This window comes from Streptomyces sp. NPDC048018, from assembly GCF_043202995.1.
In the GTDB taxonomy this organism is placed as follows: Bacteria; Actinomycetota; Actinomycetes; order Streptomycetales; family Streptomycetaceae; genus Streptomyces.
This window is the reverse complement of the sequence record NZ_JBIDBK010000008.1, coordinates 1-19986: the sequence shown is the minus strand read 5'-3', so window position 1 is coordinate 19986 and position 19986 is coordinate 1. Positions and strand designations below refer to the sequence as shown.

18 protein-coding genes are annotated in these 19986 nt (G+C 70.3%); 4 read left to right on the top strand and 14 right to left on the bottom strand.

Annotated elements, in window-relative coordinates:
• Positions 1-6: 6 nt before the first annotated feature.
• The gene (locus ACGF1Z_RS27585; RefSeq protein WP_393008526.1) at positions 7-1338 is read right to left on the bottom strand and encodes an MFS transporter; all 1332 of its coding nucleotides are present in this window, start codon (positions 1336-1338) and stop codon (positions 7-9) included.
• 134 nt (positions 1339-1472) lie between these two features.
• Between ACGF1Z_RS27585 and ACGF1Z_RS27580 the strand changes: the two genes are divergently transcribed.
• Positions 1473-2492 (top strand): LacI family DNA-binding transcriptional regulator, encoded by a 1020-nt coding sequence (locus ACGF1Z_RS27580; RefSeq protein ID WP_393008524.1) that lies wholly within the window; start codon positions 1473-1475, stop codon positions 2490-2492.
• Between the two features lie 80 nt (positions 2493-2572).
• Here ACGF1Z_RS27580 and prcA read toward each other — a convergent pair whose 3' ends face one another.
• The 6 genes from prcA to arc all read right to left on the bottom strand — a co-directional run bounded on the left by prcA (position 2573) and on the right by arc (position 8663).
• Positions 2573-3325, bottom strand: coding sequence for a proteasome subunit alpha (prcA, locus tag ACGF1Z_RS27575; protein ID WP_393008522.1), 753 nt, complete (start codon positions 3323-3325; stop codon positions 2573-2575).
• 62 nt (positions 3326-3387) lie between these two features.
• The gene (gene prcB, locus ACGF1Z_RS27570; RefSeq protein WP_393008520.1) at positions 3388-4227 is read right to left on the bottom strand and encodes a proteasome subunit beta; all 840 of its coding nucleotides are present in this window, start codon (positions 4225-4227) and stop codon (positions 3388-3390) included.
• Positions 4209-4412 carry an endonuclease VII domain-containing protein gene (locus ACGF1Z_RS27565; protein ID WP_393008518.1) on the bottom strand — a complete coding sequence of 68 codons (204 nt, stop codon included), beginning with the start codon at positions 4410-4412 and terminating at the stop codon, positions 4209-4211. The genes prcB and ACGF1Z_RS27565 overlap by 19 nt, the downstream gene beginning before the upstream one ends.
• 402 nt (positions 4413-4814) lie before the next feature.
• The gene (locus ACGF1Z_RS27560; RefSeq protein ID WP_315895804.1) at positions 4815-5027 is read right to left on the bottom strand and encodes a ubiquitin-like protein Pup; all 213 of its coding nucleotides are present in this window, start codon (positions 5025-5027) and stop codon (positions 4815-4817) included.
• Positions 5028-5202: 175 nt separating this feature from the next.
• Entirely contained in the window at positions 5203-6714 is a 1512-nt protein-coding gene (dop, locus tag ACGF1Z_RS27555; RefSeq protein WP_393008516.1) for a depupylase/deamidase Dop, read from the bottom strand.
• 182 nt (positions 6715-6896) lie between these two features.
• Complete coding sequence (gene arc, locus ACGF1Z_RS27550) at positions 6897-8663, bottom strand: proteasome ATPase (RefSeq protein WP_376638226.1); 1767 nt, start codon at positions 8661-8663, stop codon at positions 6897-6899.
• A gap of 243 nt (positions 8664-8906) precedes the next feature.
• On the opposite strand from arc, the gene ACGF1Z_RS27545 reads away from it, so the two are divergent.
• Positions 8907-9218, top strand: a complete 312-nt coding sequence (locus ACGF1Z_RS27545) for a ferredoxin (protein WP_393008513.1) — start codon at positions 8907-8909, stop codon at positions 9216-9218.
• 24 nt (positions 9219-9242) lie between these two features.
• On the opposite strand, the gene ACGF1Z_RS27540 is transcribed toward ACGF1Z_RS27545, so the two are convergent.
• From ACGF1Z_RS27540 to ACGF1Z_RS27530, 3 genes are all read right to left on the bottom strand, one after another.
• Positions 9243-9803 (bottom strand): hypothetical protein, encoded by a 561-nt coding sequence (locus ACGF1Z_RS27540; protein WP_393008511.1) that lies wholly within the window; start codon positions 9801-9803, stop codon positions 9243-9245.
• Between the two features lie 290 nt (positions 9804-10093).
• Complete coding sequence (locus tag ACGF1Z_RS27535) at positions 10094-10981, bottom strand: tRNA (adenine-N1)-methyltransferase (RefSeq protein WP_393008509.1); 888 nt, start codon at positions 10979-10981, stop codon at positions 10094-10096.
• An 18-nt stretch (positions 10982-10999) separates the two neighbouring features.
• Positions 11000-12133 carry a site-2 protease family protein gene (locus ACGF1Z_RS27530; RefSeq protein WP_393008932.1) on the bottom strand — a complete coding sequence of 378 codons (1134 nt, stop codon included), beginning with the start codon at positions 12131-12133 and terminating at the stop codon, positions 11000-11002.
• Between the two features lie 218 nt (positions 12134-12351).
• Between ACGF1Z_RS27530 and ACGF1Z_RS27525 the strand changes: the two genes are divergently transcribed.
• Positions 12352-13290 (top strand): RecB family exonuclease, encoded by a 939-nt coding sequence (locus ACGF1Z_RS27525; protein WP_393008507.1) that lies wholly within the window; start codon positions 12352-12354, stop codon positions 13288-13290.
• Positions 13291-13332: 42 nt separating this feature from the next.
• On the top strand, positions 13333-14004 hold the full coding sequence (locus ACGF1Z_RS27520) for a response regulator transcription factor (protein ID WP_345490029.1): 672 nt from the start codon (positions 13333-13335) through the stop codon (positions 14002-14004).
• 64 nt (positions 14005-14068) lie between these two features.
• On the opposite strand, the gene ACGF1Z_RS27515 is transcribed toward ACGF1Z_RS27520, so the two are convergent.
• From ACGF1Z_RS27515 to ACGF1Z_RS27500, 4 genes are all read right to left on the bottom strand, one after another.
• Positions 14069-15646 (bottom strand): ABC transporter substrate-binding protein, encoded by a 1578-nt coding sequence (locus tag ACGF1Z_RS27515; RefSeq protein ID WP_393008505.1) that lies wholly within the window; start codon positions 15644-15646, stop codon positions 14069-14071.
• 68 nt (positions 15647-15714) lie between these two features.
• A complete protein-coding gene (locus tag ACGF1Z_RS27510) occupies positions 15715-17304 on the bottom strand; it encodes an ABC transporter substrate-binding protein (RefSeq protein WP_393008503.1) in 1590 nt (529 codons plus the stop codon).
• 475 nt (positions 17305-17779) lie between these two features.
• The gene (locus tag ACGF1Z_RS27505) at positions 17780-18487 is read right to left on the bottom strand and encodes an HAD family hydrolase (RefSeq protein WP_393008501.1); all 708 of its coding nucleotides are present in this window, start codon (positions 18485-18487) and stop codon (positions 17780-17782) included.
• 131 nt (positions 18488-18618) lie between these two features.
• Positions 18619-19986 (bottom strand): vitamin B12 dependent-methionine synthase activation domain-containing protein (locus ACGF1Z_RS27500; RefSeq protein WP_393008499.1); only part of this gene is annotated, 1368 nt, incomplete at its 5' end.

Here is a 19986-nt window from a genome sequence, read left to right as displayed (position 1 = left end):
TGAACATTACGCCTGAAGCCCTGCGCTGAAACCGGGTTCGGCAGCCCCGTTTCGATCATTTTCCGATGAGTGCGGGTTCTTTTCGGCCTGCCCGGTCCGGGGCCCGCCGGTTTCCGCACCCCCGCTGACGGCGTGTCGCGCCGGCGGCACCGGGCCGAGGACCCGGCCGGTGGCCAGCAGGACCAGGAACGCGACGAAACCGCCGATGCCCGCGACGGCGAATCCCGCGGGGGTCCCGGCGAGTTCGACGGCCGGACCCGAGACCGCGGAGCCGAGGGCGGCCCCCACCCCGAACGTGGTGACGAGCCAGGAGAAGGCCTCGGTGACCGTACCGGCCGGAGCGTGACGGTCGACCACGATGAAGGCGCAGGCGATGGCGGGCGCCAGGAACACACCGGCGACCGCCGCGAGAGCGCTCATGGCGGCCGGCCCGGGCACCAGCAGCAGCGGCAGGTAGCCGAGGGCCAGCAGCAGCACCAGGACGCGCAGCCGCCGCTCGGGCGCACCGACCCACTGGCGGGCACCGTAGGCCACCCCGCCGATGAGCGCGCCGAGCCCGAGAGCGGCCATCAGCCAGCCGTACACGGCCTCGTTCCCCCGGTCGTCGGCGTACGCGACCGCGGCGACCGTGATGGATCCGAGGGCCAGCCCGACGAAGAAGAAGCAGGAGAGCAGCGCGAGCAGCCCGGGTGAGCGCAGCGCGCCGAGCCAGTGCGCCTCGCGGGGCGCCGAGCGCCAGGTCCGCGAAGGCTTGGACACGACCACGGAGAGCGCGCCGAGGACGCCCAGCACGTTGATGACGACCAGAGCGGCGGCGGGCGACCACAGGGAGACGAGCAGCGTCAGCAGCAACGGCCCGACCGTGAACATGACCTCCTGCGCCACCGCGTCCAGGGCGTACGCGCGGTGCACCCGGTCCTCACGGCCGAGGACGCTCGGCCACAGGGCCCGCAGCCCGCCTTCGAGGGGCGGGGTGAAGAGCCCGGCGACCAGCACGGCGGCATAGGCGAGGAACAGGTTGCCGATCCCCGTGACGGCCAGCGCGGCCATGCCGACCGCGGAGATCACGGCGGCCGGGAGCTGCACGCGCGGCTGCCCCCTGAGGTCGACGGCGCGCCCCAGGAGGGGCTGGCCGACGGCGGTGGCCAGGCCGTACGCGGCGATGAGGCCGCCCGCCAGGCTGTAGCTGCCGCCCTCGGCGCGGGTGAAGACGGTGATGGCGACGGGGCCGGTGCCGTTGGGGAGCCGGCCGACCAGGGTGCCGGTCAGCAGGCGCGCCGCATGGGGCGCGCGCAGAATGTCCAGATAGCCGCCCTTGGGCGCGGCCTCGCCGGCCATGTCGTCTCCCCTCTCGGGGCCTGCGCCCGAGGTTTTACGTATAACGTCTGCCGTCATACGTACCATGACGGCAACGCGCCGGTCCACCCCGCGCGGCCGGAACGGTCCGGCAGCAAACCGCCGCGGAGGTACGAGTGCACAGCCCGGAACCCATCGGCGGGAGCCGCCCCACCAGCCGCGACGTCGCCCGCGCCGCCGGGGTCTCCCAGGCCACGGTCTCCCTCGTCCTCGGCGACAAATGGCGCGGCCGGGTCTCCGAACGCACCGCCGCCGCCGTACGCCGGGCCGCCGCGGAACTGGGCTACCGTCCCAACCTCGCGGCCCGCAACCTGCGCCTCGGCCGCACCCGCACGGCGCTCCTCGTCGTCCCGGCCCTCACCAACGAGTTCTTCGCCCGGGTCTACACCGGCGCCGCCACCGTCGCCGCCCGGCACGGCTTCGGCGTCGTGCTCTACCCCTCCCCCGACGGCGTCGGCCCCGCCAGGGACCCCTTCGCCTCCGCCCGGGCCGCCCTCGACGGCGTCATCGCCTCCTCCATGGCCTCCGACGCCCTCCAGGCCTTCCGCGGCACCGACCTGCCCCTCGTGATGCTCGACAGCGACCCCGCCGACACCGGCGCGGCCGCCCATGTGAACCTCGACATCGCGGACGGCATGCGCCAGGTCACCCGCCACCTGCTCGGCCTCGGCCACCGGCGCTTCCTGCACCTCGCCTCGGCCGTCCCGTCCTGGACCTTCGACGTCCGCGCCGCCGCCCTCGCCGACGCCCTCGCCGGCACCGACGTGACGACCGTACGAGCACCCCTCGACGTCCAGGGCGCCCGAGAGGCCACCGAACGAGCCCTCACCGGGCCGGGCCCCCGGCCCACCGCCCTCGTCTGCGACGACGACATCCTGGCCGCCGGCGCCTGCAAGGCCGCCCGCCGGCTCGGACTGCGCGTCCCCGAGGACCTCTCCGTCACCGGCTTCGACGACCTCGCCCTCGCCACCGCCGTCGAACCCGAACTCACCACCGTCGGCCTGCCCGCCGAACGCATCGGCGAACGCGGCATGGCCGCCCTGCTCGCCGTCCTCGACGGCCGCGCACCCGAACCGGGCGACCTGCCCGTCAGCCTCGTCCCCCGGGCCTCCTCCGGCCCCGCACCGACCACCTGACGCCCCCGCGCGACGACAGAGGGCCCCGGGACCGCGTCACCGCGCCCCCGGGGCCCTCCCGTCCGTTCTCGTCGCCCGCCCTACTCCTCGGCGGCCTCGTCCGACGGGTCGTCCGTCTTCGCGACGGCCGCGTCATCGGCCTCCAGCAGACGCTTCAGCTGCCGGCCGAGGATCCGCTTGAACTTGCGCTGCTGCGGACGGGTCCGGTCCAGGACCGCCACCTCCAGCCGATCCGCCGGGATCTCCCGCTCGGTGCCGTTGGTGTCCCGGGACAGCGCCTGCACGGCCAGCTTCAGCGCCTCCGCGAGCGACATCCCGTCACGGTGCCGCTGGTCCAGGAAGGAACTGATCTGCTCCGCGTTGCCGCCGACCGCGACCGAACCGTGCTCGTCGACGATCGAGCCGTCGTGCGGCAGCCGGTAGATCTGGTCGCCCTCGGGCTCCGCGCCCACCTCGGCGACCACCAGCTCCACCTCGTACGGCTTCTCGCCCGCGCTGGAGAAGATGGTGCCCAGCGTCTGCGCGTACACGTTGGCCAGACCGCGGGCCGTGACGTCGTCACGGTCGTAGGTGTAGCCGCGCAGGTCGGCGTAGCGCACGCCGCCGATCCGCAGGTTCTCGTACTCGTTGTACTTGCCGGCGGCGGCGAAACCGATCCGGTCGTAGATCTCGCTGAACTTGTGCAGCGCACGGGACGGGTTCTCGCCGACGAAGACGATGCCGTCGGCGTACTGGAGGACGACCAGGCTGCGGCCGCGGGCGATGCCCTTGCGGGCGTACTCGGCCCGGTCGGCCATGGCCTGCTGAGGTGAGACATAGAACGGCGTGGACACCGGCTACCGTCCCTTTCTTCCGGTCTGAAAGGCTCTGGAGGGCTTCATCGGTCGACGAGGGGTCACAGCAAGGCGGCGCGCGGCCCGTCGGGCTGCTCCAGCCGCCGCTCGGTGATCGACCGGGCGAGTTCGGAGGACTCCGCCTCCGTGAGCCGGCGGAAGCCCTCGTCGGTGATGACGGTGACGATCGGGAAGATCCGCCGGGCCATGTCGGGACCGCCGGTCGCCGAGTCGTCGTCCGCCGCGTCGTACAGCGCCTGCACGACGAGCGTCGTGGCCTGCTGCTCGGTCAGGTCGTCCCGGTAGAGCTTCTTCATCGACCCGCGCGCGAAGATCGAGCCCGAGCCGGTGGCGGCGAACCCGTGCTCCTCGGAGCGGCCGCCGGTGACGTCGTAGGAGAAGATCCGGCCCTTCTCCCGGCCCTCGTCCCAGCCGGCGAAGAGCGGGACGACGGCAAGGCCCTGCATGGCCATGCCGAGGTTGCCGCGGATCATCGTGGACAGGCGGTTGGCCTTGCCCTCCAGGGAGAGCGTCGCGCCCTCCACCTTCTCGAAGTGCTCCAGCTCCAGCTGGAACAGCTTGACCATCTCCACGGCGAGACCGGCCGTGCCGGCGATGCCGACCGCGGAGTACTCGTCGGCCGGGAACACCTTCTCGATGTCCCGCTGCGCGATCATGTTCCCCATGGTCGCCCGCCGGTCGCCGGCGAGCACGACCCCGCCGGGAAACGTCGCGGCCACGATCGTGGTGCCGTGCGGCGCCTCGACGATCCCCTCGGGGAGCTTGCGGTTGCCCGGAAGCACCTCCGGCGAGTGGCTCGCCAGGAAGTCGTAGAACGAGGACGATCCAGGCGTCAGGAAGGCAGCTGGGAGACGCCCTGTGCTCAGGTTGTTGGCTTCCACGCGTTTCCCTCCAGGTATGCGATGGCCCGACGGAGGACGTCGGGATCGTCTCCCAACTTGCCGATGGCCGAATTACAGTTGAAGCACAGTACGCCACGGACCCTACCCGTCCCGTGGCGGTGATCCACATGTACGGCGGGAGCCGCGGGACAGATCGCGCGGAGACCTCCTCGAGAGGTGGTCATCTCGTCACGATCGGCCCCGGTGAGGCCGTACCGGCGCTGGAGATGACCCGCTCGTCCCTGGGACTCTCCGCCTGCCTTGCAGCGAGTGGCGAGGCCGTCCGAGGCGGTGGCGCCGCGATGCCGAGCGCTGTGCGGCTCGATCCCGCCGCACTGCCGGCAGGGTGTGTGCCCCGCCGGCATGTGCGCCTTGCTCCGGACGACCTTGCCCTGGGCTGCCTGTCCTGTCCGGTCACGCTCGGCCCCGTACGTGGCGACGCATTCCCGGCACCTCGGCTGTGGTCCGTCCCCGCGATCGAAGTCCGGCGCGAATCCGGTCAGCGGGACGTCCCGCCCACAACCGCGGCAATATCTGGCAGCCTTTGACATCCACCCACCCCTGCGACCTCACCTTCGATTCGAAGGCTACTGGCCGCCCTTCTGGACGAAGCTTCGCACGAAGTCCTCTGCGTTCTCCTCGAGGACGTCGTCGATTTCGTCCAGGACGGAGTCCACGTCGTCCGAGAGCTTCTCCTGGCGTTCCTGGAGATCGGAGCTGGCCTCCGTGGTGGTCTCCTCGACCTCCTCCGTGGAACGCGTCGCCTTCTGCTGTCCGCCGCCGGTGTCCTTGGTCGCCATAAACCTCACCCCGCTCGAATCGGCCCGCTCGTGTGGTCTCTACAAGATCAGACCCTACAAGCCGGGACTGACATCGGCCCCGCAGTTCCAAGAACGTCCGGGCACTGCTTCCATGATTCCCAGTCCCCGGGCATTTCAGCCGCGCCGGGGAGCGGGTGTCGAATCCCGGTGCTTTTCAGTCGCCGGAAAGGACGCGGACGAGTTCCTCCGCCGTCCGGCAGCGGTCCAGCAGCTCCTTCACGTGGTTCCGGGTACCCCGGAGGGGTTCCAGGGTCGGAACGCGCTGGAGGGAGTCCCGGCCGGGCAGGTCGAAGATGACCGAGTCCCAGGAGGCGGCGGCCACGTCGTCCGCGTACTGCTCCAGGCAGCGGCCGCGGAAGTAGGCCCTGGTGTCCTCAGGAGGGCTCGTCTCGGCCCGCTCCACCGTCGGCTCGTCCAGGAGGCGCTTCATGCGCCCGCGGGCCACCAGGCGGTTGTACAGGCCCTTGTCGGGGCGCACGTCCGCGTACTGGAGGTCGACGAGGTGCAGGCGGGCGGCGTCCCAGTCGAGGTTGTCGCGCCGGCGGTAGCCCTCCATGAGTTCGCGCTTGGCGACCCAGTCCAGCTCGCCGGCCAGGCTCATCGGGTCGTTCTCCAGCCGGTTGAGCGTGTCCTCCCAGCGGACCAGGACGTCCTTGGTCTGCTCGTCGGCGTCCGCCCCGTAGCGCTCGTCCACGTACTTCCTCGCGAGCTCGAAGTACTCCATCTGGAGTTGCACCGCGGTGAGTGTCCGGCCGCTGCGCAGCGTGAGCAGGTACTGGAGGGACGGGTCGTGGGAGACCTGGTGGAGGGTGCGCACGGGCTGGTCGACGGCGAGGTCGACGGTGATGAAGGCGTCCTCGATCATGGAGAGGACCAGGGCCGTCGTGCCGAGCTTGAGGTAGGTGGAGATCTCGGAGAGGTTGGCGTCTCCGATGATCACGTGCAGCCGCCGGTACTTCTCGGCGTCCGCGTGGGGCTCGTCGCGGGTGTTGATGATGGGGCGCTTGAGGGTCGTCTCCAGGCCGACCTCGACCTCGAAGTAGTCGGCGCGCTGGCTGAGCTGGAAGCCGTTCTCGCGTCCGTCCTGTCCGATGCCGACGCGGCCGGCGCCGGTCACGACCTGGCGGGAGACGAAGAAGGGCGTCAGGTGGCGCACGATGTCCGAGAAGGGGGTCTCCCGCTTCATCAGGTAGTTCTCGTGCGTGCCGTAGGAGGCGCCCTTGTTGTCGGTGTTGTTCTTGTAGAGGTGGATGGGCTGGGCGCCCGGGAGCTGGGCGGCGCGTTCGGCGGCCTCGGCCATGATCCGTTCGCCGGCCTTGTCCCAGAGGACGGCGTCGCGGGGGTTGGTGACCTCGGGGGCGCTGTACTCGGGGTGGGCGTGGTCCACGTAGAGCCGGGCGCCGTTGGTGAGGATGACGTTGGCGAGGCCGATGTCCTCGTCGGTGAGCTGGCTGGAATCGGCGGCCTCGCGGGCGAGGTCGAAGCCGCGGGCGTCCCGCAGCGGGTTCTCCTCCTCGAAGTCCCAGCGGGCGCGGCGCGCCCGGTGCATCGCCGCCGCGTAGGCGTTGACGATCTGGGACGAGGTGAGCATGGCATTGGCGTTGGGGTGCCCCGGGACGGAGATCCCGTATTCCGTCTCGATGCCCATTACTCGCCGTACGGTCATGCGGCCCTCCTTGCCCGGCGCCGCTCCCCGCACAGTGCGTGATTCGGCGGTACCCACGAGCCTAGAGCGGCCGCGCGCGTACGGGGAGATCAAAAGCGAATACGTGAGTGGAAAGCGACGGCTGCGGATGTCCGTTCTCCGGACATCCGCAGCCGGTGCGCGTCACTGCGAGTTGCGCGTCACTACAGGTACTGACCGGTGTTGGCCACCGTGTCGATGGAGCGGCCGGTGTCCGCGCCCTGCTTTCCGGTGACGAGGGTGCGGATGAAGACGATCCGCTCGCCCTTCTTTCCGGAGATGCGGGCCCAGTCGTCGGGGTTGGTGGTGTTGGGAAGGTCCTCGTTCTCCTTGAACTCGTCCACGCAGGCCTGGAGGAGGTGGGAGACGCGAATGCCCTTCTGGTCGTGGTCGAGGAAGGCCTTGATGGCCATCTTCTTGGCCCGGTCGACGATGTTCTGGATCATCGCGCCGGAGTTGAAGTCCTTGAAGTAGAGGACTTCCTTGTCGCCGTTGGCGTACGTGACCTCGAGGAAGCGGTTCTCCTCGGATTCCGCGTACATCTGCTCGACCACGGACTGGATCATCCCGTGGGCGGCGGCCTCCTTCGATCCGCTGTGCTCGGCGAGGTCGTCGGCGTGCAGCGGGAGGGTGGAGGTCAGGTACTTGGCGAAGATGTCCTTGGCGGCCTCCGCGTCCGGACGCTCGATCTTGATCTTGACGTCGAGCCGGCCGGGCCGCAGGATCGCGGGGTCGATCATGTCCTCGCGGTTGGAGGCGCCGATGACGATGACGTTCTCCAGGCCTTCGACGCCGTCGATCTCGGCGAGCAGCTGGGGGACGATGGTGTTCTCCACGTCCGAGCTGACTCCGGATCCGCGGGTGCGGAAGAGGGATTCCATCTCGTCGAAGAAGACGATGACGGGGGTGCCCTCGCTCGCCTTCTCCCGGGCACGCTGGAAGACGAGGCGGATGTGCCGCTCGGTCTCGCCGACGTACTTGTTGAGGAGCTCGGGGCCCTTGATGTTCAGGAAGTAGGACTTCCCGGCGGGCTGGCCGGTCACCTCGGCGACCTTCTTGGCAAGGGAGTTGGCGACGGCCTTCGCGATCAGCGTCTTGCCGCAGCCGGGCGGGCCGTAGAGCAGGATGCCCTTCGGGGGCCGCAGTTCGTGTTCCTTGAAGAGGTCCGGGTAGAGGTAGGGGAGCTCGACGGCGTCGCGGATCAGTTCGATCTGGTTGCCCAGGCCGCCGATCTTGTCGTAGTCGACGTCCGGGACCTCTTCGAGGACGAGCTCTTCGACCTCGCTCTTGGGGACGACCTCGTAGACGTAGCCGGACCTGGGTTCGAGCAGCAGGGCGTCGCCGGGGCGGATGGTGATGTCCAGCAGGGGCTCGGCGAGCCGCACCACCCGTTCCTCGTCGGTGTGCCCGATCACCAGGGCGCGCTCGCCGTCCTCGAGGATCTCCTTGAGGGTGACGATGTCCCCGGCGCGCTCGAATTCCATGGCCTCGACCACGTTGAGCGCCTCGTTGAGCATGACTTCCTGGCCCCGCCTGAGCTCGTCGAGCTCGACGCTGGGGCTGACGTTCACCCGGAGCTTGCGGCCCCCGGTGAAGATGTCGCACGTGCCGTCCTCATTCGCCTGCAGGAAGACACCGAAGCCGGCCGGCGGCTGGGCGAGCCGGTCGACCTCCTCCTTGAGGGCCACGATCTGGTCGCGGGCCTCACGGAGTGTATTGGCGAGTCGCTCGTTCTGAGCGGACACGCCGGCCAGGTTCGTCTGCAGCTCGACGATCCGCTCCTCGAGAATCCTCGTGTGACGCGGAGAGTCGGCGAGCTTGCGGCGCAGGACGGCGATTTCCTGCTCGAGATAGGCAACCTGGCCGGCGGGGTCCTCAGACCCCCGCCCCGGCCGGATGCCGCGGTTGATGTCGTCGTCGTGGGCTGCCACGGTCCTCACCTCCTCCAAGGGGAGCTGGACGCTTCCTGACCCTACCTGGGTGGGTGATGATTGAAACCCCTAGATCAAAAAGACTCCGGGGTGTGTCCGATCTTCACCCTTGCGCTTCCCCTCACGCCAGGGAAATACCCCACCGCCGGTCATTGCAAAAGCCCGCGGTTGTATCGTCATGGGTGGTCAACACCCGTCAGGCTTGGCCCGACTTACCCGCGAGACGCAGAAACGGCAGGAGACATGACCGTGCAGCAGGAGGCTCCGGCCGCAGGTGCCGAGGAGCCGCTCGAGGTCTGGATCGACCAGGACCTGTGCACCGGGGACGGGATCTGCGTGCAGTACGCGCCGGAGGTCTTCGAGCTCGACATCGACGGGCTCGCGTATGTGAAGAGCGCGGACGACGAGCTGCTCCAGGAGCCGGGTGCGACGACGCCGGTGCCGCTGCCGCTGCTGCTCGACGTGGTGGACTCCGCGAAGGAGTGCCCGGGCGACTGCATCCACGTGCGGCGGGTGGGGGACGGTGTCGAGGTGTACGGTCCCGACGCCGGGTGACGGTGCGGTGACGGGTTCGCCGGGTCAGACGGCGCGTGCGTCGTCCTGGCCGGTGCGGACGAAGGTTCCCCCTCGCCAGCGCCATGTGACCTGCTCGCGCTGGTCGGGGCAGCAGCTGGGCACGTCGGGGGACGAGTAGCCGAGCAGGGTGGCCCGGACGGCGCCGTCGCGTACGGCGAAGTCGCTGACGTTCTTGAGCTGTGAGGGCTCGACGAGGGTGGCCACGACGCGTGCGGCGGGGGCGCCGGCGCCCTTGCCGCGGGTGAGCACGTAGATGCCGCTGGGCGGCGTTCCGGAGCCGGCTTCGCAGTGTACGACTGCGACGGTCTCGGGGTTTCCGTCGCCGTCGAGGTCTCCGGTGGCCCGCTGGGCGATCTTGCTGGGGGCTCCCCCGCAGTGGAGCGGGTAGTGCGCCGTGGCGGCGTCGGGGGCGGGCAGCGGGGCGGGGGCCGAGGCGGCTCCGGCGGGACCCGGCTGGGTGAGGCCCGCGAGGGCGACGACTCCGGCCATCGCGGTGGCGGTGGCCAGCCAGTGCACCGGCCGGGCATGGGTGTGCGCCAGGTCCGTGACGGCGGAGGTCTGCACGCGAGAAGTCTCCTGTGAGGGCGGTGCGGAAGGAGTTCCGGGCATCGTGCCACACGTCACAGGGCGGCGGAACAGCCGGGTGGGCCCTTGTCGTGGGTGCGGTGACGGGGGCGGGGTGAGGCGGGTGCCGGCCGGGGGCCGAACATGAGGGTGCCGCCGTCGACTTCCGCGCCCGGGGGCGGGAACTCGGCGGCGGCACGGGTGCGTTGTCGGCGCGTCAGCACCGTCGGGACTTCAGCGCCGTGGGGGCCTCTCGGCCCCGTCGGTGGCGTGGGCCCCGTCGTGGGGCGTCAGCCCTTGTTGGGGCCCTCGTAGTCCTCGCCGTAGGCGCCCTTGGCGGGCCGGCGGCGGCGCATCGGGGGCTCGACGCCGTCCGCGAGACGGCGGGCGGTGACGAGGAAGCCGGTGTGGCCGATCATCCGGTGGTCCGGGCGGACGGCCAGGCCCTCGACGTGCCAGTTGCGGATCATGGACTCCCAGGGCTGCGGCTCGGCGTAGCAGCCGAACTCGCGGATGGACTCCACGGTGCGGGCGAGCTGCGTGGTGGTGGCCACGTAGCAGCAGAGGATGCCGCCGGGGACGAGCGCCTTGGAGACGGCCTCCAGGCACTCCCAGGGGGCGAGCATGTCGAGGATGACGCGGTCGACGTCGGTGTCGGACAGGTTGTCCTGGAGGTCGCCGACGGTCAGCTGCCACGCGGGGTGGGGGCCGCCGAAGTAGCGCTCGACGTTGCCCTTGGCGATCTCGGCGAAGTCCTCGCGGCGCTCGTAGGAGTGCAGCATGCCGTCGTCACCGATGGCGCGCAGCAGGAAGGAGCTGAGCGAGCCCGAGCCCACGCCCGCCTCGACGACACGGGCGCCGGGGAAGATGTCGGCGAAGGCCAGGATCTGCCCCGCGTCCTTGGGGTAGACCACGGCGGCGCCGCGGGGCATGGACAGGACGTAGTCGGGGAGCAGGGGGCGCAGCGCAAGGTAGGCGACGTTCCCCGTGGTACGGACAACACTGCCCTCGGGAGCGCCGATCAGCTCGTCGTGGGGGAAGGAACCCTTGTGGGTGTGGAAGTTCTTCCCGGCCTCGAGCGTGAACGTGTAGTGGCGTCCCTTGGGGTCGGTGAGCTGGACCTGGTCCCCGACCTTGAAGGGCCCGCGACGGCGGGCGGCACCGGTCGGTTCGGACATGTGAACAGGGTACCGGGCCTACGAACCGGGTCGTGCCATGGCCTTCACGAAGGCCCTCTCGACGTCGGCCGTGGACAGGACGCCGTAGATCTCGCCGCTGTCCTCGACGACCAGGTACTCGGTGGCCGGGCTGGCGCGGAGGTGGTCGAGGAGGGGCTGGCCGGTGAGGTCGACGGGGACCTTCATGCCGTCGACGAGGTCCTGGGAGAGGGAGCTGACCGCGACCCAGGGGCGGCGGTGCTGGGGGACGCCGGCGATGGCGGTCTCGCGGACGATGCCGGTCGGGGTGCCGTGGCCGTCGACGACGACGAGGGCGCGGGCGCCGGCCTCGTTGGCGCGCCGGAGCGCCTCGGAGAGCGGGGTGGTGGTCTCGACGGGGATGGCGCGGCGGGTGAGTGCGCGGGCGCGGAGTTCAGGGAGGTGTTCGCGCAGCCGGGCCATGCGGAGGCTGTTGCCGGCCCCGGTCCAGATGATGGCGGCGAGGATCGCGGCGAGCAGGGCGTCGGTGACGGTGGTGAAGCCGGAGATGTCCTCGGTGGAGTTGCCGAAGAGGCCGGTGCGGGTCAGGAGCGGGAGCCCGATGAGTACGGTGACGGCGAGTGCGCGGCCGACCCAGGCGGCGGCGACGGTGCCGCTCATCGCGTTGCCGGTGATCTTCCAGACGACGGCGCGGAGCATGCGGCCGCCGTCGAGGGGCAGGCCGGGGAGCAGGTTGAAGATCGCCACGATCAGGTTGGAGATCATCAGGCCGCCGAGGAGGACACCGGGGACGGTGCCGGGTTCGACGGCGTAGAGGGTGAGGTAGAAGATCCCGGCGAGGACGAGGGAGAGCAGCGGGCCGACGAAGGCGAGGACGAACTCGCGGCCGGGGGTCTCGGTCTCCTTGTCGATCTCGGAGACGCCGCCGAAGAACTGGAGCTGGATGCGGCGCACCGGGAGCTTGAAGCGGAGCGCGGCGAGGGTGTGGGCCAGTTCGTGGACGAGCACCGAGGCGTAGAAGGCGATGGCGAAGAAGAGGGAGACCAGGTAGCGGGCGGCGCCGAGGTCGGGGAGGACGCGTTCGATCTGGTCGCCGAAGACCCAGGTGATCAGGGCGGCGACCAGGAACCAGCTGGGCGCCACGTAGACGGGCACTCCGAAGGGCCGGCCCATGAGGATGCCGCCGCCCGGGTCGTCGGTCCGCTGCGGCTTGGACTCGTCCTGGTTCACGGGTTCCTCTCGTCGCCGAGCTGCTCGGTCCGCGCGCTGGGTCACTGATCGATCATGCAGCGCGACGGGCTCCTGCGTCGATGGTATTCCGCGGGGGTCCGTCCGGTGGATCAGGGTCGGGTGGGCCGTCGCTGTCGGTGCCGGGTCGTAGGGTCTGTGTCATGACTACGAGCGAGCAGCCGCCGGTGGAGCCCCGGGCGCCCATGTCGCTGTCGCCTTCGCGGGCGAGTGACTTCATGCAGTGCCCGCTGCTGTACCGGTTCCGGGTGATCGACCGGCTGCCGGAGAAGCCCAGTGCGGCGGCGACCCGCGGGACGCTGGTGCACGCGGTCCTTGAGCGGCTGTTCGACGCGCCGGCCGTGGAGCGTACGGCGCCGCGGGCGAAGGCGCTGATCCCGGGGCAGTGGGACCGGCTGCTCGCGTCGCGGCCGGAGCTGGGCGAGCTCTTCGCCGAGGGCGGTGACGGCGCCGGGGACCCGACGGAGCCGCCGGCCGAGCGGTTGGCCCGGTGGCTGTCGGAGGCGGAGCGGCTGGTCGAGCGCTGGTTCACGCTGGAGGACCCGACGCGGCTCGAGCCGGCGGAGCGTGAGCTGTTCGTGGAGACGGAGCTGGAGTCGGGGCTGCGGCTGCGCGGCGTGATCGACCGGGTCGACGTGGCGCCGACGGGCGAGGTGCGGATCGTCGACTACAAGACGGGCAAGGCGCCCCGCCCCGAGTACAGCGAGGGCGCGCTGTTCCAGATGAAGTTCTACGCGCTGGTGGTCTGGCGGCTGAGGAACGTGGTGCCGCGCCGGCTGCAGCTGGTCTATCTGGGCAGTGGTGAGGTGCTGACGTACGACCCGGTGGAGGCCGATCTGCTGCGGGTGGAGCGCAAGCTGCTCGCGCTGTGGGAGGCGATCCGGCTCGCGACGGAGACGGGCGACTGGCGGCCGCGCCCGACGAAGCTCTGCGGCTGGTGCGACCACCGGGCGGTGTGTCCGGAGTTCGGCGGGACTCCCCCGGTGTATCCGCTGCCGGTGGTGCCCGCGCGCCCTGCGGAGTCGGGCGGACCCGACGAGGGGGGTCAGGGCAGAATGGATCAGGTCCCGCCGGCCGTCTGAGGCCGGGTCGGGCCGAATGCAGGCCGATGAAGGAGTTCGTTCGTGGCGATCCGCGTCCTACTGGTCGACGACCAGCCGCTGCTGCGCACCGGTTTCCGGATGATTCTGGAGGCGGAGCAGGACATCGCGGTGGTGGGTGAGGCCGGGGACGGCCTGCAGGCCTTGGACCAGGTGCGGGCGCTGCAGCCCGACGTGGTGCTCATGGACATCCGGATGCCGCGGATGGACGGGGTGGAGGCCACCCGGCAGATCACCGGTCCGGGCCGGGACGGGCCGGCGAAGGTGCTGGTGCTGACCACGTTCGACCTGGACGAGTACGTGGTGGAGGCGTTGCGTGCGGGGGCGAGCGGCTTCCTCCTGAAGGACGCGCCGGCGCACGAGCTGGTGCAGGCGATCCGGGTGGTGGCGGCCGGCGAGGCGATGCTGGCGCCGTCGATCACGCGTCGGCTGCTGGACAAGTACTCGGCTCATCTGCCGTCGGGCGAGGAGCAGGTGCCCGACACGCTGAACACGCTGACCGACCGTGAGGTCGAGGTGCTGAAGCTGGTGGCGCGCGGTCTGTCGAACGCGGAGATCGCGGCGGATCTGTTCGTCAGCGAGACGACCGTGAAGACGCATGTGGGGCATGTGCTGACCAAGCTGGGCCTGCGGGACCGGGTGCAGGCGGCGGTGTACGCGTACGAGAGCGGTCTGGTGCGTCCCGGCGCGCAGTGACCGGATGCGGAGGGGCCCGGCGCGCATGATGCGCGCCGGGCCCTTTCGCATACGGGGGGCTCGGTCAGCCCTTCTTGATCTCCCAGAAGCGGAAGACGGTGGAGGCGTCGAGGGTCCATTCCAGGCCGGTGACGTCCTCGCGGGCGACGGCGTACTGCTTGCCCTGCCACAGGGGCAGCAGCGGGAGCTCGTCGGCGACGAGGTCCTGCACCTTGTTGTAGGTGGAGCCGGTCGCGGCGCGGTCGGGGGACGCGGCGACGGCGGGCAGCAGCTCGCCGGTGATGAGGGCGTTCTTGTAGCGGTTGCCGAGGACGTTGTCGTCGCCGAAGAACGGGGTGGTGAAGTTGTCGGCGTCCGGGTAGTCGGGGACCCAGCCGCGGACGTACACGCCGTACTTGCCGGCCGCGATGTCCTTCTCGTACTGCTCGAACTGCACGGACTGGACCTTGGCCTCGAACAGGCCGCTCTCGTTGAGCTGGCCGGCTATGGCCTCCATCATCTGGTCGGTGGAGGGGCCGAAGCGGTTCGGGGTGGACCAGAGGGTGAGCTTGACCTTGCCGGTGATGCCGGCGTCGCGGAGCGCCTTCTTCGCCTTGGCCTTGTCGGGCTCGCCGTAGGTGTCGAAGAAGGAGGTGGCGTGTCCGGCGATGCCGGCCGGGACGATGGAGTACAGCGGCGTCGCGGTCGACTGGTAGACGTCCTGGACGAGCGCCTCGCGGTTGACGAGGTGGGCGATGGCCTTGCGGACGCCGAGCTTGCCGACGACGGGGTCCTTGACGTTGAAGACCATGTGCTGGACCTCGGCGCTGGAACCCTGGACGACCTGGATGCCCTTGTCGTCCTGGGCGTTCTCCAGGGTGGCGATGTCGCCGGCGGACAGGCCTCGGTAGGCGACGTCGACCTCGCCGGCCGTGAAGGCCTTGGCGAGGGCTTCCCGGTCACCGCCGTAGAGCTTGAGGGTGACGCCGTCGTTCTTCCGCTTGGCGTTGCCCTGGTAGTTGCCGTTGGCGGTGAAGACGGCCTCGGTCTGGCCGAAGGAGTCGAGCTTGTACGGGCCGGAGCCGACGGCCTTGCCGTCGGTGCGCAGCGCGTCGGCCGGGTACTCGCGGTGGTCGACGATGGAGCCGGCGCCGGAGGCGATCTTGCTGGGGAAGGTGGCGTCGGGGGTCTTCAGCTTGAAGACGACGGTCTTCTCGTCGGGGGTCTCGATGGAGGCGATCGAGGCGAGCAGGGGGGCGGGACCGTTGGGGTCGTCGATCTTCAGCGCGCGCTCGAAGGAGAACTTGACGTCCTCCGAGGTGAGCGGGTTGCCGTTGGAGAACTTGAGGCCGTCGCGGAGGGTGCAGGTGTAGACCGTGCTGCCGGCCGAGAAGCCGCACTTCTCGGCGGCCTCGGGCTCGGGCTCGGAGCCGCCCTTCGGGAAGGCGATCAGGGACTGGAAGACGTTGTTGAAGAGCAGCCAGGAGCCGGGGTCGTAGCCGGCGGCGGGGTCGGTCGCCAGGATCTCGTCCGACATGCCGACGCGCACGGTGGCTCCGGAGCCACCGGCGTCGCCGCCCTTTTCGGTGCCGCAGCCGCTGAGCAGGGTGGCGGCCAGGCCCGCAGCGAGCGGAGCCGTCAGCCACTTGTTGTGTGCCTTCACAGAACTTGCCTCTTGATCTCTTACCAGGCCGGCCGCGCAACGGCTGCGCGGCCGGTACGACGAAGGGGTCAGGCGGTGCCGCGTCCGAGCTCCCACAGGAGCAGGTCGGAGGAGGTGTTCAGCGCCCACTCGACGCCGGTGACGTCGTCGCGTGCGGCGACGTACTGCTTGCCCTGCCACAGCGGCAGTACGGGCACGTCCTTGGCGACGATCTTCTGGATCTGCTCGTAGACGGGGGTCGCGGCGGTGCGGTCGGCCTCACGGCGCGACTGCGGGATCAGCCGGTCGCGGACCGACTGATTGACATAGGGGGTGTTGAGGAAGTTGTCGCTGTCGAGGAACGGGGCGACGTAGTTGTCCGGGTCCGGGTAGTCCGGGAACCAGCCGAGGCCGTAGACGGCGTAGTCGCCGCGCTTCTGCGCCGGGCGGAACTTGGACCACTCGGTGCCCTGGATCCGGGCGTCGAAGAGCTTGGTGGCGTTGAGCTGGCCGCGCAGGGCCTCGAACTCCTTGGCCGTCTCGGCGCCGTAGTGGTCGGTGGTGTAGTTCAGGGTGACCTTGACGGGGGTCTTCACCCCGGCGTCGCGGAGGATCTTGGCGGCCTTGGCGGTGTCCGGCTGCCCGTAGGTGTCGATGAACGACGTGGCGTGGCCGGTGATGCTGGAGGGGATCAGCGAGTAGAGCGGCTCGGCGGTGGGGCCGTAGACCTGCTCGACGAGACGGCCGCGGTCGACGACGGAGGCCATGGCCTGCCGGACGGCCTTCTCGTCGACGGCGGGGGCCTTGGTGTTGAAGCCGAGGTAGCGGATCTCCAGGCCGGGGACCTCGGTGAGGTCGATGCCCTCCTGGGGCTTCTCGGTGAGTTCCTTGATCTGCGCGGTGGACATGGCGCGGGCGGCCATGTCGATGTCGTCGTCGCGCAGCGCCTTGTCCATGCCGTCGGCGTCGCCGAAGGTGCGCAGCTCGACCTTGTCGTTGCGCAGGGTGATGTCGCCCTTGTACGCGGCGTTCTTGGTGAAGACGAACTTCGTCACCTTGTCGCCGTCGGTCTCGGTCTTCATCGTGTACGGGCCGGAGCCGTCGACGTCGAAGCCGGCGCGGAGTGCCTTGCCGTCGTACTTGGCCTTGCTGAGGATGCCGGCGACGGGGGTGGAGATCTTGTACGGGAAGGTCGCGTCGGGGGTCTTGAGGTGGAAGATCACCTCGAGCTCGCCCTTGGTCTCGACGGCGTCGATGTTCGAGAGCAGTGCGGCGGTGCCGTTGTCGGACTTGATCGCGAGGACGCGCTCGACGGAGAACTTGACGTCCTCGGCGGTGACGGGGGTGCCGTCGGCGAAGGTCAGGCCCTCGCGGAGGGTGCAGCGGTAGCTCTCGCTCTCCTTGTCGGAGAAACCGCAGCTCTGGGCGGCCTCGGGAACGGGCTGGCCGCTGCCGCGCGGGACGCGCATGAGGGTCTGCACGGTCTGGCGCAGGATGTTCCAGGCGCCGGTGTCGTAGGCGAAGGCCGGGTCGAGCGGCGCGGGAGCGTCCTCGGTCGCGACGAACTGGTCCGTGGTCCCGACGACGATCGCTCTGCTCTGGTCCCCTCCGCCGCAGCCGGCGAGCAGGGGGGTGAGCAGCGCGGCCGCGACGGGCAGCACCAGGGTCTTGCGGTTCATCGGGGAACGTTCTCCTCATCCGGCACGGGGTGACGGCCGGCACGTACAGCGGCTTCGGTCACTCCGCCGGCCGCCCGGTCGGGGCGGTCGATCGGGCCGGTAGGGGGTGCGATCGGTCCTGTGTACGCGGCGACTTGGGTGGGCGCCGGAGCACTCGGATGGTGCGGCGGAGTACTGGCGAAAGATTAGTGGGCGGTGCCGTGCCCTCCGGACGGGCAGGGTCGCGGGAGCGACCGTCCGCCGACCATGAATACGGTGCGTTCGATAGTCATGCGCCGGAATGATTCGTACGGGGCGGAGCGAATCGGGACACATGGGCGGGCCGTAAACGTCATGTTCCGGACACGGCACGCAGACAGGCCACCCGTCGGCCGACACGCTGGGTGACCAATGTCACTCAGGGTCCTTTTCGGCGGATGGCCTGTTCGTTTCCGGATGTGAAGCGGGGAGGGCTTCGGGAGGGGCGACCCGGGGGTCAGAGGCCCCTGGGCGTGGCGATCAGGGTCCGCAGGAACGGCACGTCGACCTCCTCGAGGGAGCGCACCACGACCCGTCCGGCCGAGGGCGCGATGGGGGCGACGGAGGGCACCGCGACGACCCGGCAGCCGGCCGCCTCCGCGGCCGCGACACCGGTCGCGGTGTCCTCGACGACCGCGCAGAGCACCGGGTCGGCCCCGACGCCGCGGGCTGCGGTCAGATAGGGCTCCGGGTGCGGCTTCGTACGGACCACTTCGTCGCCCGCCACGGTCAGCGCGAAGCGGTCGGCCCCCAGGGAGTCCAGCACCCGGTCGATGATCCGGCGGTGCGAGGCCGAGACCAGGGCGGTCGGGATGTCGTGCCGGGCCAGCTCGCTGAGGAGCCGGTCGGCTCCCGGCATCAGCGGCACACCGCGGTCGATGCGCTGCTCGAACTTCTGGTTGAGCAGCACGGTGAGCTCTGCCAGGGTGATGTCCGCGCCCGTGGCCTCGATCAGATAGCCGGCGCTGCGGGTCATCGGCCCGCCGACGACGACGTCCCGCCAGGACTCGTCGAGGCGGTGCCCGAGGTCGGCGAAGGCCTCCACCTCCGCGTCCCACCAGAAGCCCTCGGTGTCGACGAGGGTGCCGTCCATGTCGAGGAAGACCGCCTGCAGGGCGGAGCTGCCGTTGGCACGGAACAAGGACGCGGGGACCGTACTGGTCATCCGGCACACCTCCACGGAGGGACGACGAGGCCGGCCCCCCACCCCGGTACGGGGGTGGGCGGCCGGCCTGCACTGGACCGACCAGTGTACGTCCGGTTCACACCAGGCGCAGGGATTTACCCCCGCCCCGGTCACCGAGCGTTGAAGTACTTCGCCTCCGGGTGATGGATGACGATGGCGTCCGTGGACTGCTCGGGGTGGAGCTGGAACTCCTCGGAGAGGTGGACGCCGATCCGCTCGGGCTCCAGGAGCTCGGCGATCTTCGCCCGGTCCTCCAGGTCGGGGCAGGCGCCGTAGCCGAGCGAGAAGCGCGCACCGCGGTACTTGAGCGCGAACATGTCCTCGACGTCCGCGGGGTCCTCGCCGGCGAAGCCGAGCTCGGCGCGGACCCGGGCGTGCCAGTACTCGGCCAGGGCCTCGGCGAGCTGCACGGACAGGCCGTGGAGCTCCAGGTAGTCACGGTAGGAGTCGGACTCGAAGAGCTTGGCCGTGGCCTCGCCGATCCGTGAGCCGACGGTGACGACCTGGAGGCCGACGACGTCGGTCTCGCCCGACTCCTCCGGGCGGAAGAAGTCCGCCAGGCAGAGCCTGCGGCCGCGGCGCTGGCGCGGGAAGGTGAAGCGGGTGCGCTCGTTGCCCGCGTCGTCGAGGATGATCAGGTCGTCGCCCTTGGAGACGCAGGGGAAGTAGCCGTGGACGACGGCCGCCTCCAGCAGGTTCTCCGTGTGCAGGCGCTCCAGCCAGCCGCGCAGCCGCGGCCGGCCCTCGGTCTCCACCAGCTCCTCGTACGACGGCCCGTCACCGGCCCGGTTCTGCTTGAGGCCCCACTGGCCCTTGAACAGGGCGCCCTCGTCGAGCCAGCTGGCGTACTCCTTGAGCTGGATGCCCTTGACGACCCGGGTGCCCCAGAACGGCGGGGTGGGCACCGGGTTGTCGACCGCGACGTCCGACCGCCCGCCGGGCTCCGGCTCGTCGACCTGCAGGGTGCCGGCTCCCTTGGCGACCCGGCGCTGCTTGAGCTCGGGCAGGGTCGCGCCGGGGACGCCGCGCTTGACCGCGATGAGGGCGTCCATGAGCCGCAGGCCCTCGAAGGCGTCACGGGCGTAGCGGACCTCGCCCTGGTAGATCTCGTGCAGGTCCTGCTCGACATAGGCCCGGGTGAGGGCGGCGCCGCCGAGGATCACGGGGTACTTGGCGGCCAGTTCGCGCTGGTTGAGCTCCTGCAGGTTCTCCTTCATGATCACCGTGGACTTCACCAGGAGACCCGACATGCCGATCACGTCGGCCCGGTGCTCCTCGGCCGCTTCCAGGATCGCGGAGACGGGCTGCTTGATGCCCAGGTTGACGACGTTGTAGCCGTTGTTCGACAGGATGATGTCGACGAGGTTCTTCCCGATGTCATGGACGTCGCCGCGGACGGTGGCGAGGACGATGGTGCCCTTGCCCTCGGAGTCCGACTTCTCCATGTGGGGTTCGAGGTAGGCCACCGCCGTCTTCAT

What these genes read in the sequence shown, in the direction of transcription:
- ACGF1Z_RS27585 (WP_393008526.1), bottom strand. Translation starts at nt 1,338, where the DNA reads ATGGCCGGCGAGGCCGCGCCCAAGGGCGGCTATCTGGACATTCTGCGC.
- ACGF1Z_RS27565 (WP_393008518.1), bottom strand. Translation starts at nt 4,412, where the DNA reads ATGACCACCTCTCGAGGAGGTCTCCGCGCGATCTGTCCCGCGGCTCCC.
- ACGF1Z_RS27560 (WP_315895804.1), bottom strand. Translation starts at nt 5,027, where the DNA reads ATGGCGACCAAGGACACCGGCGGCGGACAGCAGAAGGCGACGCGTTCC.
- dop (WP_393008516.1), bottom strand. Translation starts at nt 6,714, where the DNA reads ATGACCGTACGGCGAGTAATGGGCATCGAGACGGAATACGGGATCTCC.
- ACGF1Z_RS27545 (WP_393008513.1), top strand. Translation starts at nt 8,907, where the DNA reads ATGACCGTGCAGCAGGAGGCTCCGGCCGCAGGTGCCGAGGAGCCGCTC.
- ACGF1Z_RS27535 (WP_393008509.1), bottom strand. Translation starts at nt 10,981, where the DNA reads ATGTCCGAACCGACCGGTGCCGCCCGCCGTCGCGGGCCCTTCAAGGTC.
- ACGF1Z_RS27530 (WP_393008932.1), bottom strand. Translation starts at nt 12,133, where the DNA reads ATGGGCCGGCCCTTCGGAGTGCCCGTCTACGTGGCGCCCAGCTGGTTC.
- ACGF1Z_RS27525 (WP_393008507.1), top strand. Translation starts at nt 12,352, where the DNA reads ATGACTACGAGCGAGCAGCCGCCGGTGGAGCCCCGGGCGCCCATGTCG.
- ACGF1Z_RS27510 (WP_393008503.1), bottom strand. Translation starts at nt 17,304, where the DNA reads ATGAACCGCAAGACCCTGGTGCTGCCCGTCGCGGCCGCGCTGCTCACC.
- ACGF1Z_RS27505 (WP_393008501.1), bottom strand. Translation starts at nt 18,487, where the DNA reads ATGACCAGTACGGTCCCCGCGTCCTTGTTCCGTGCCAACGGCAGCTCC.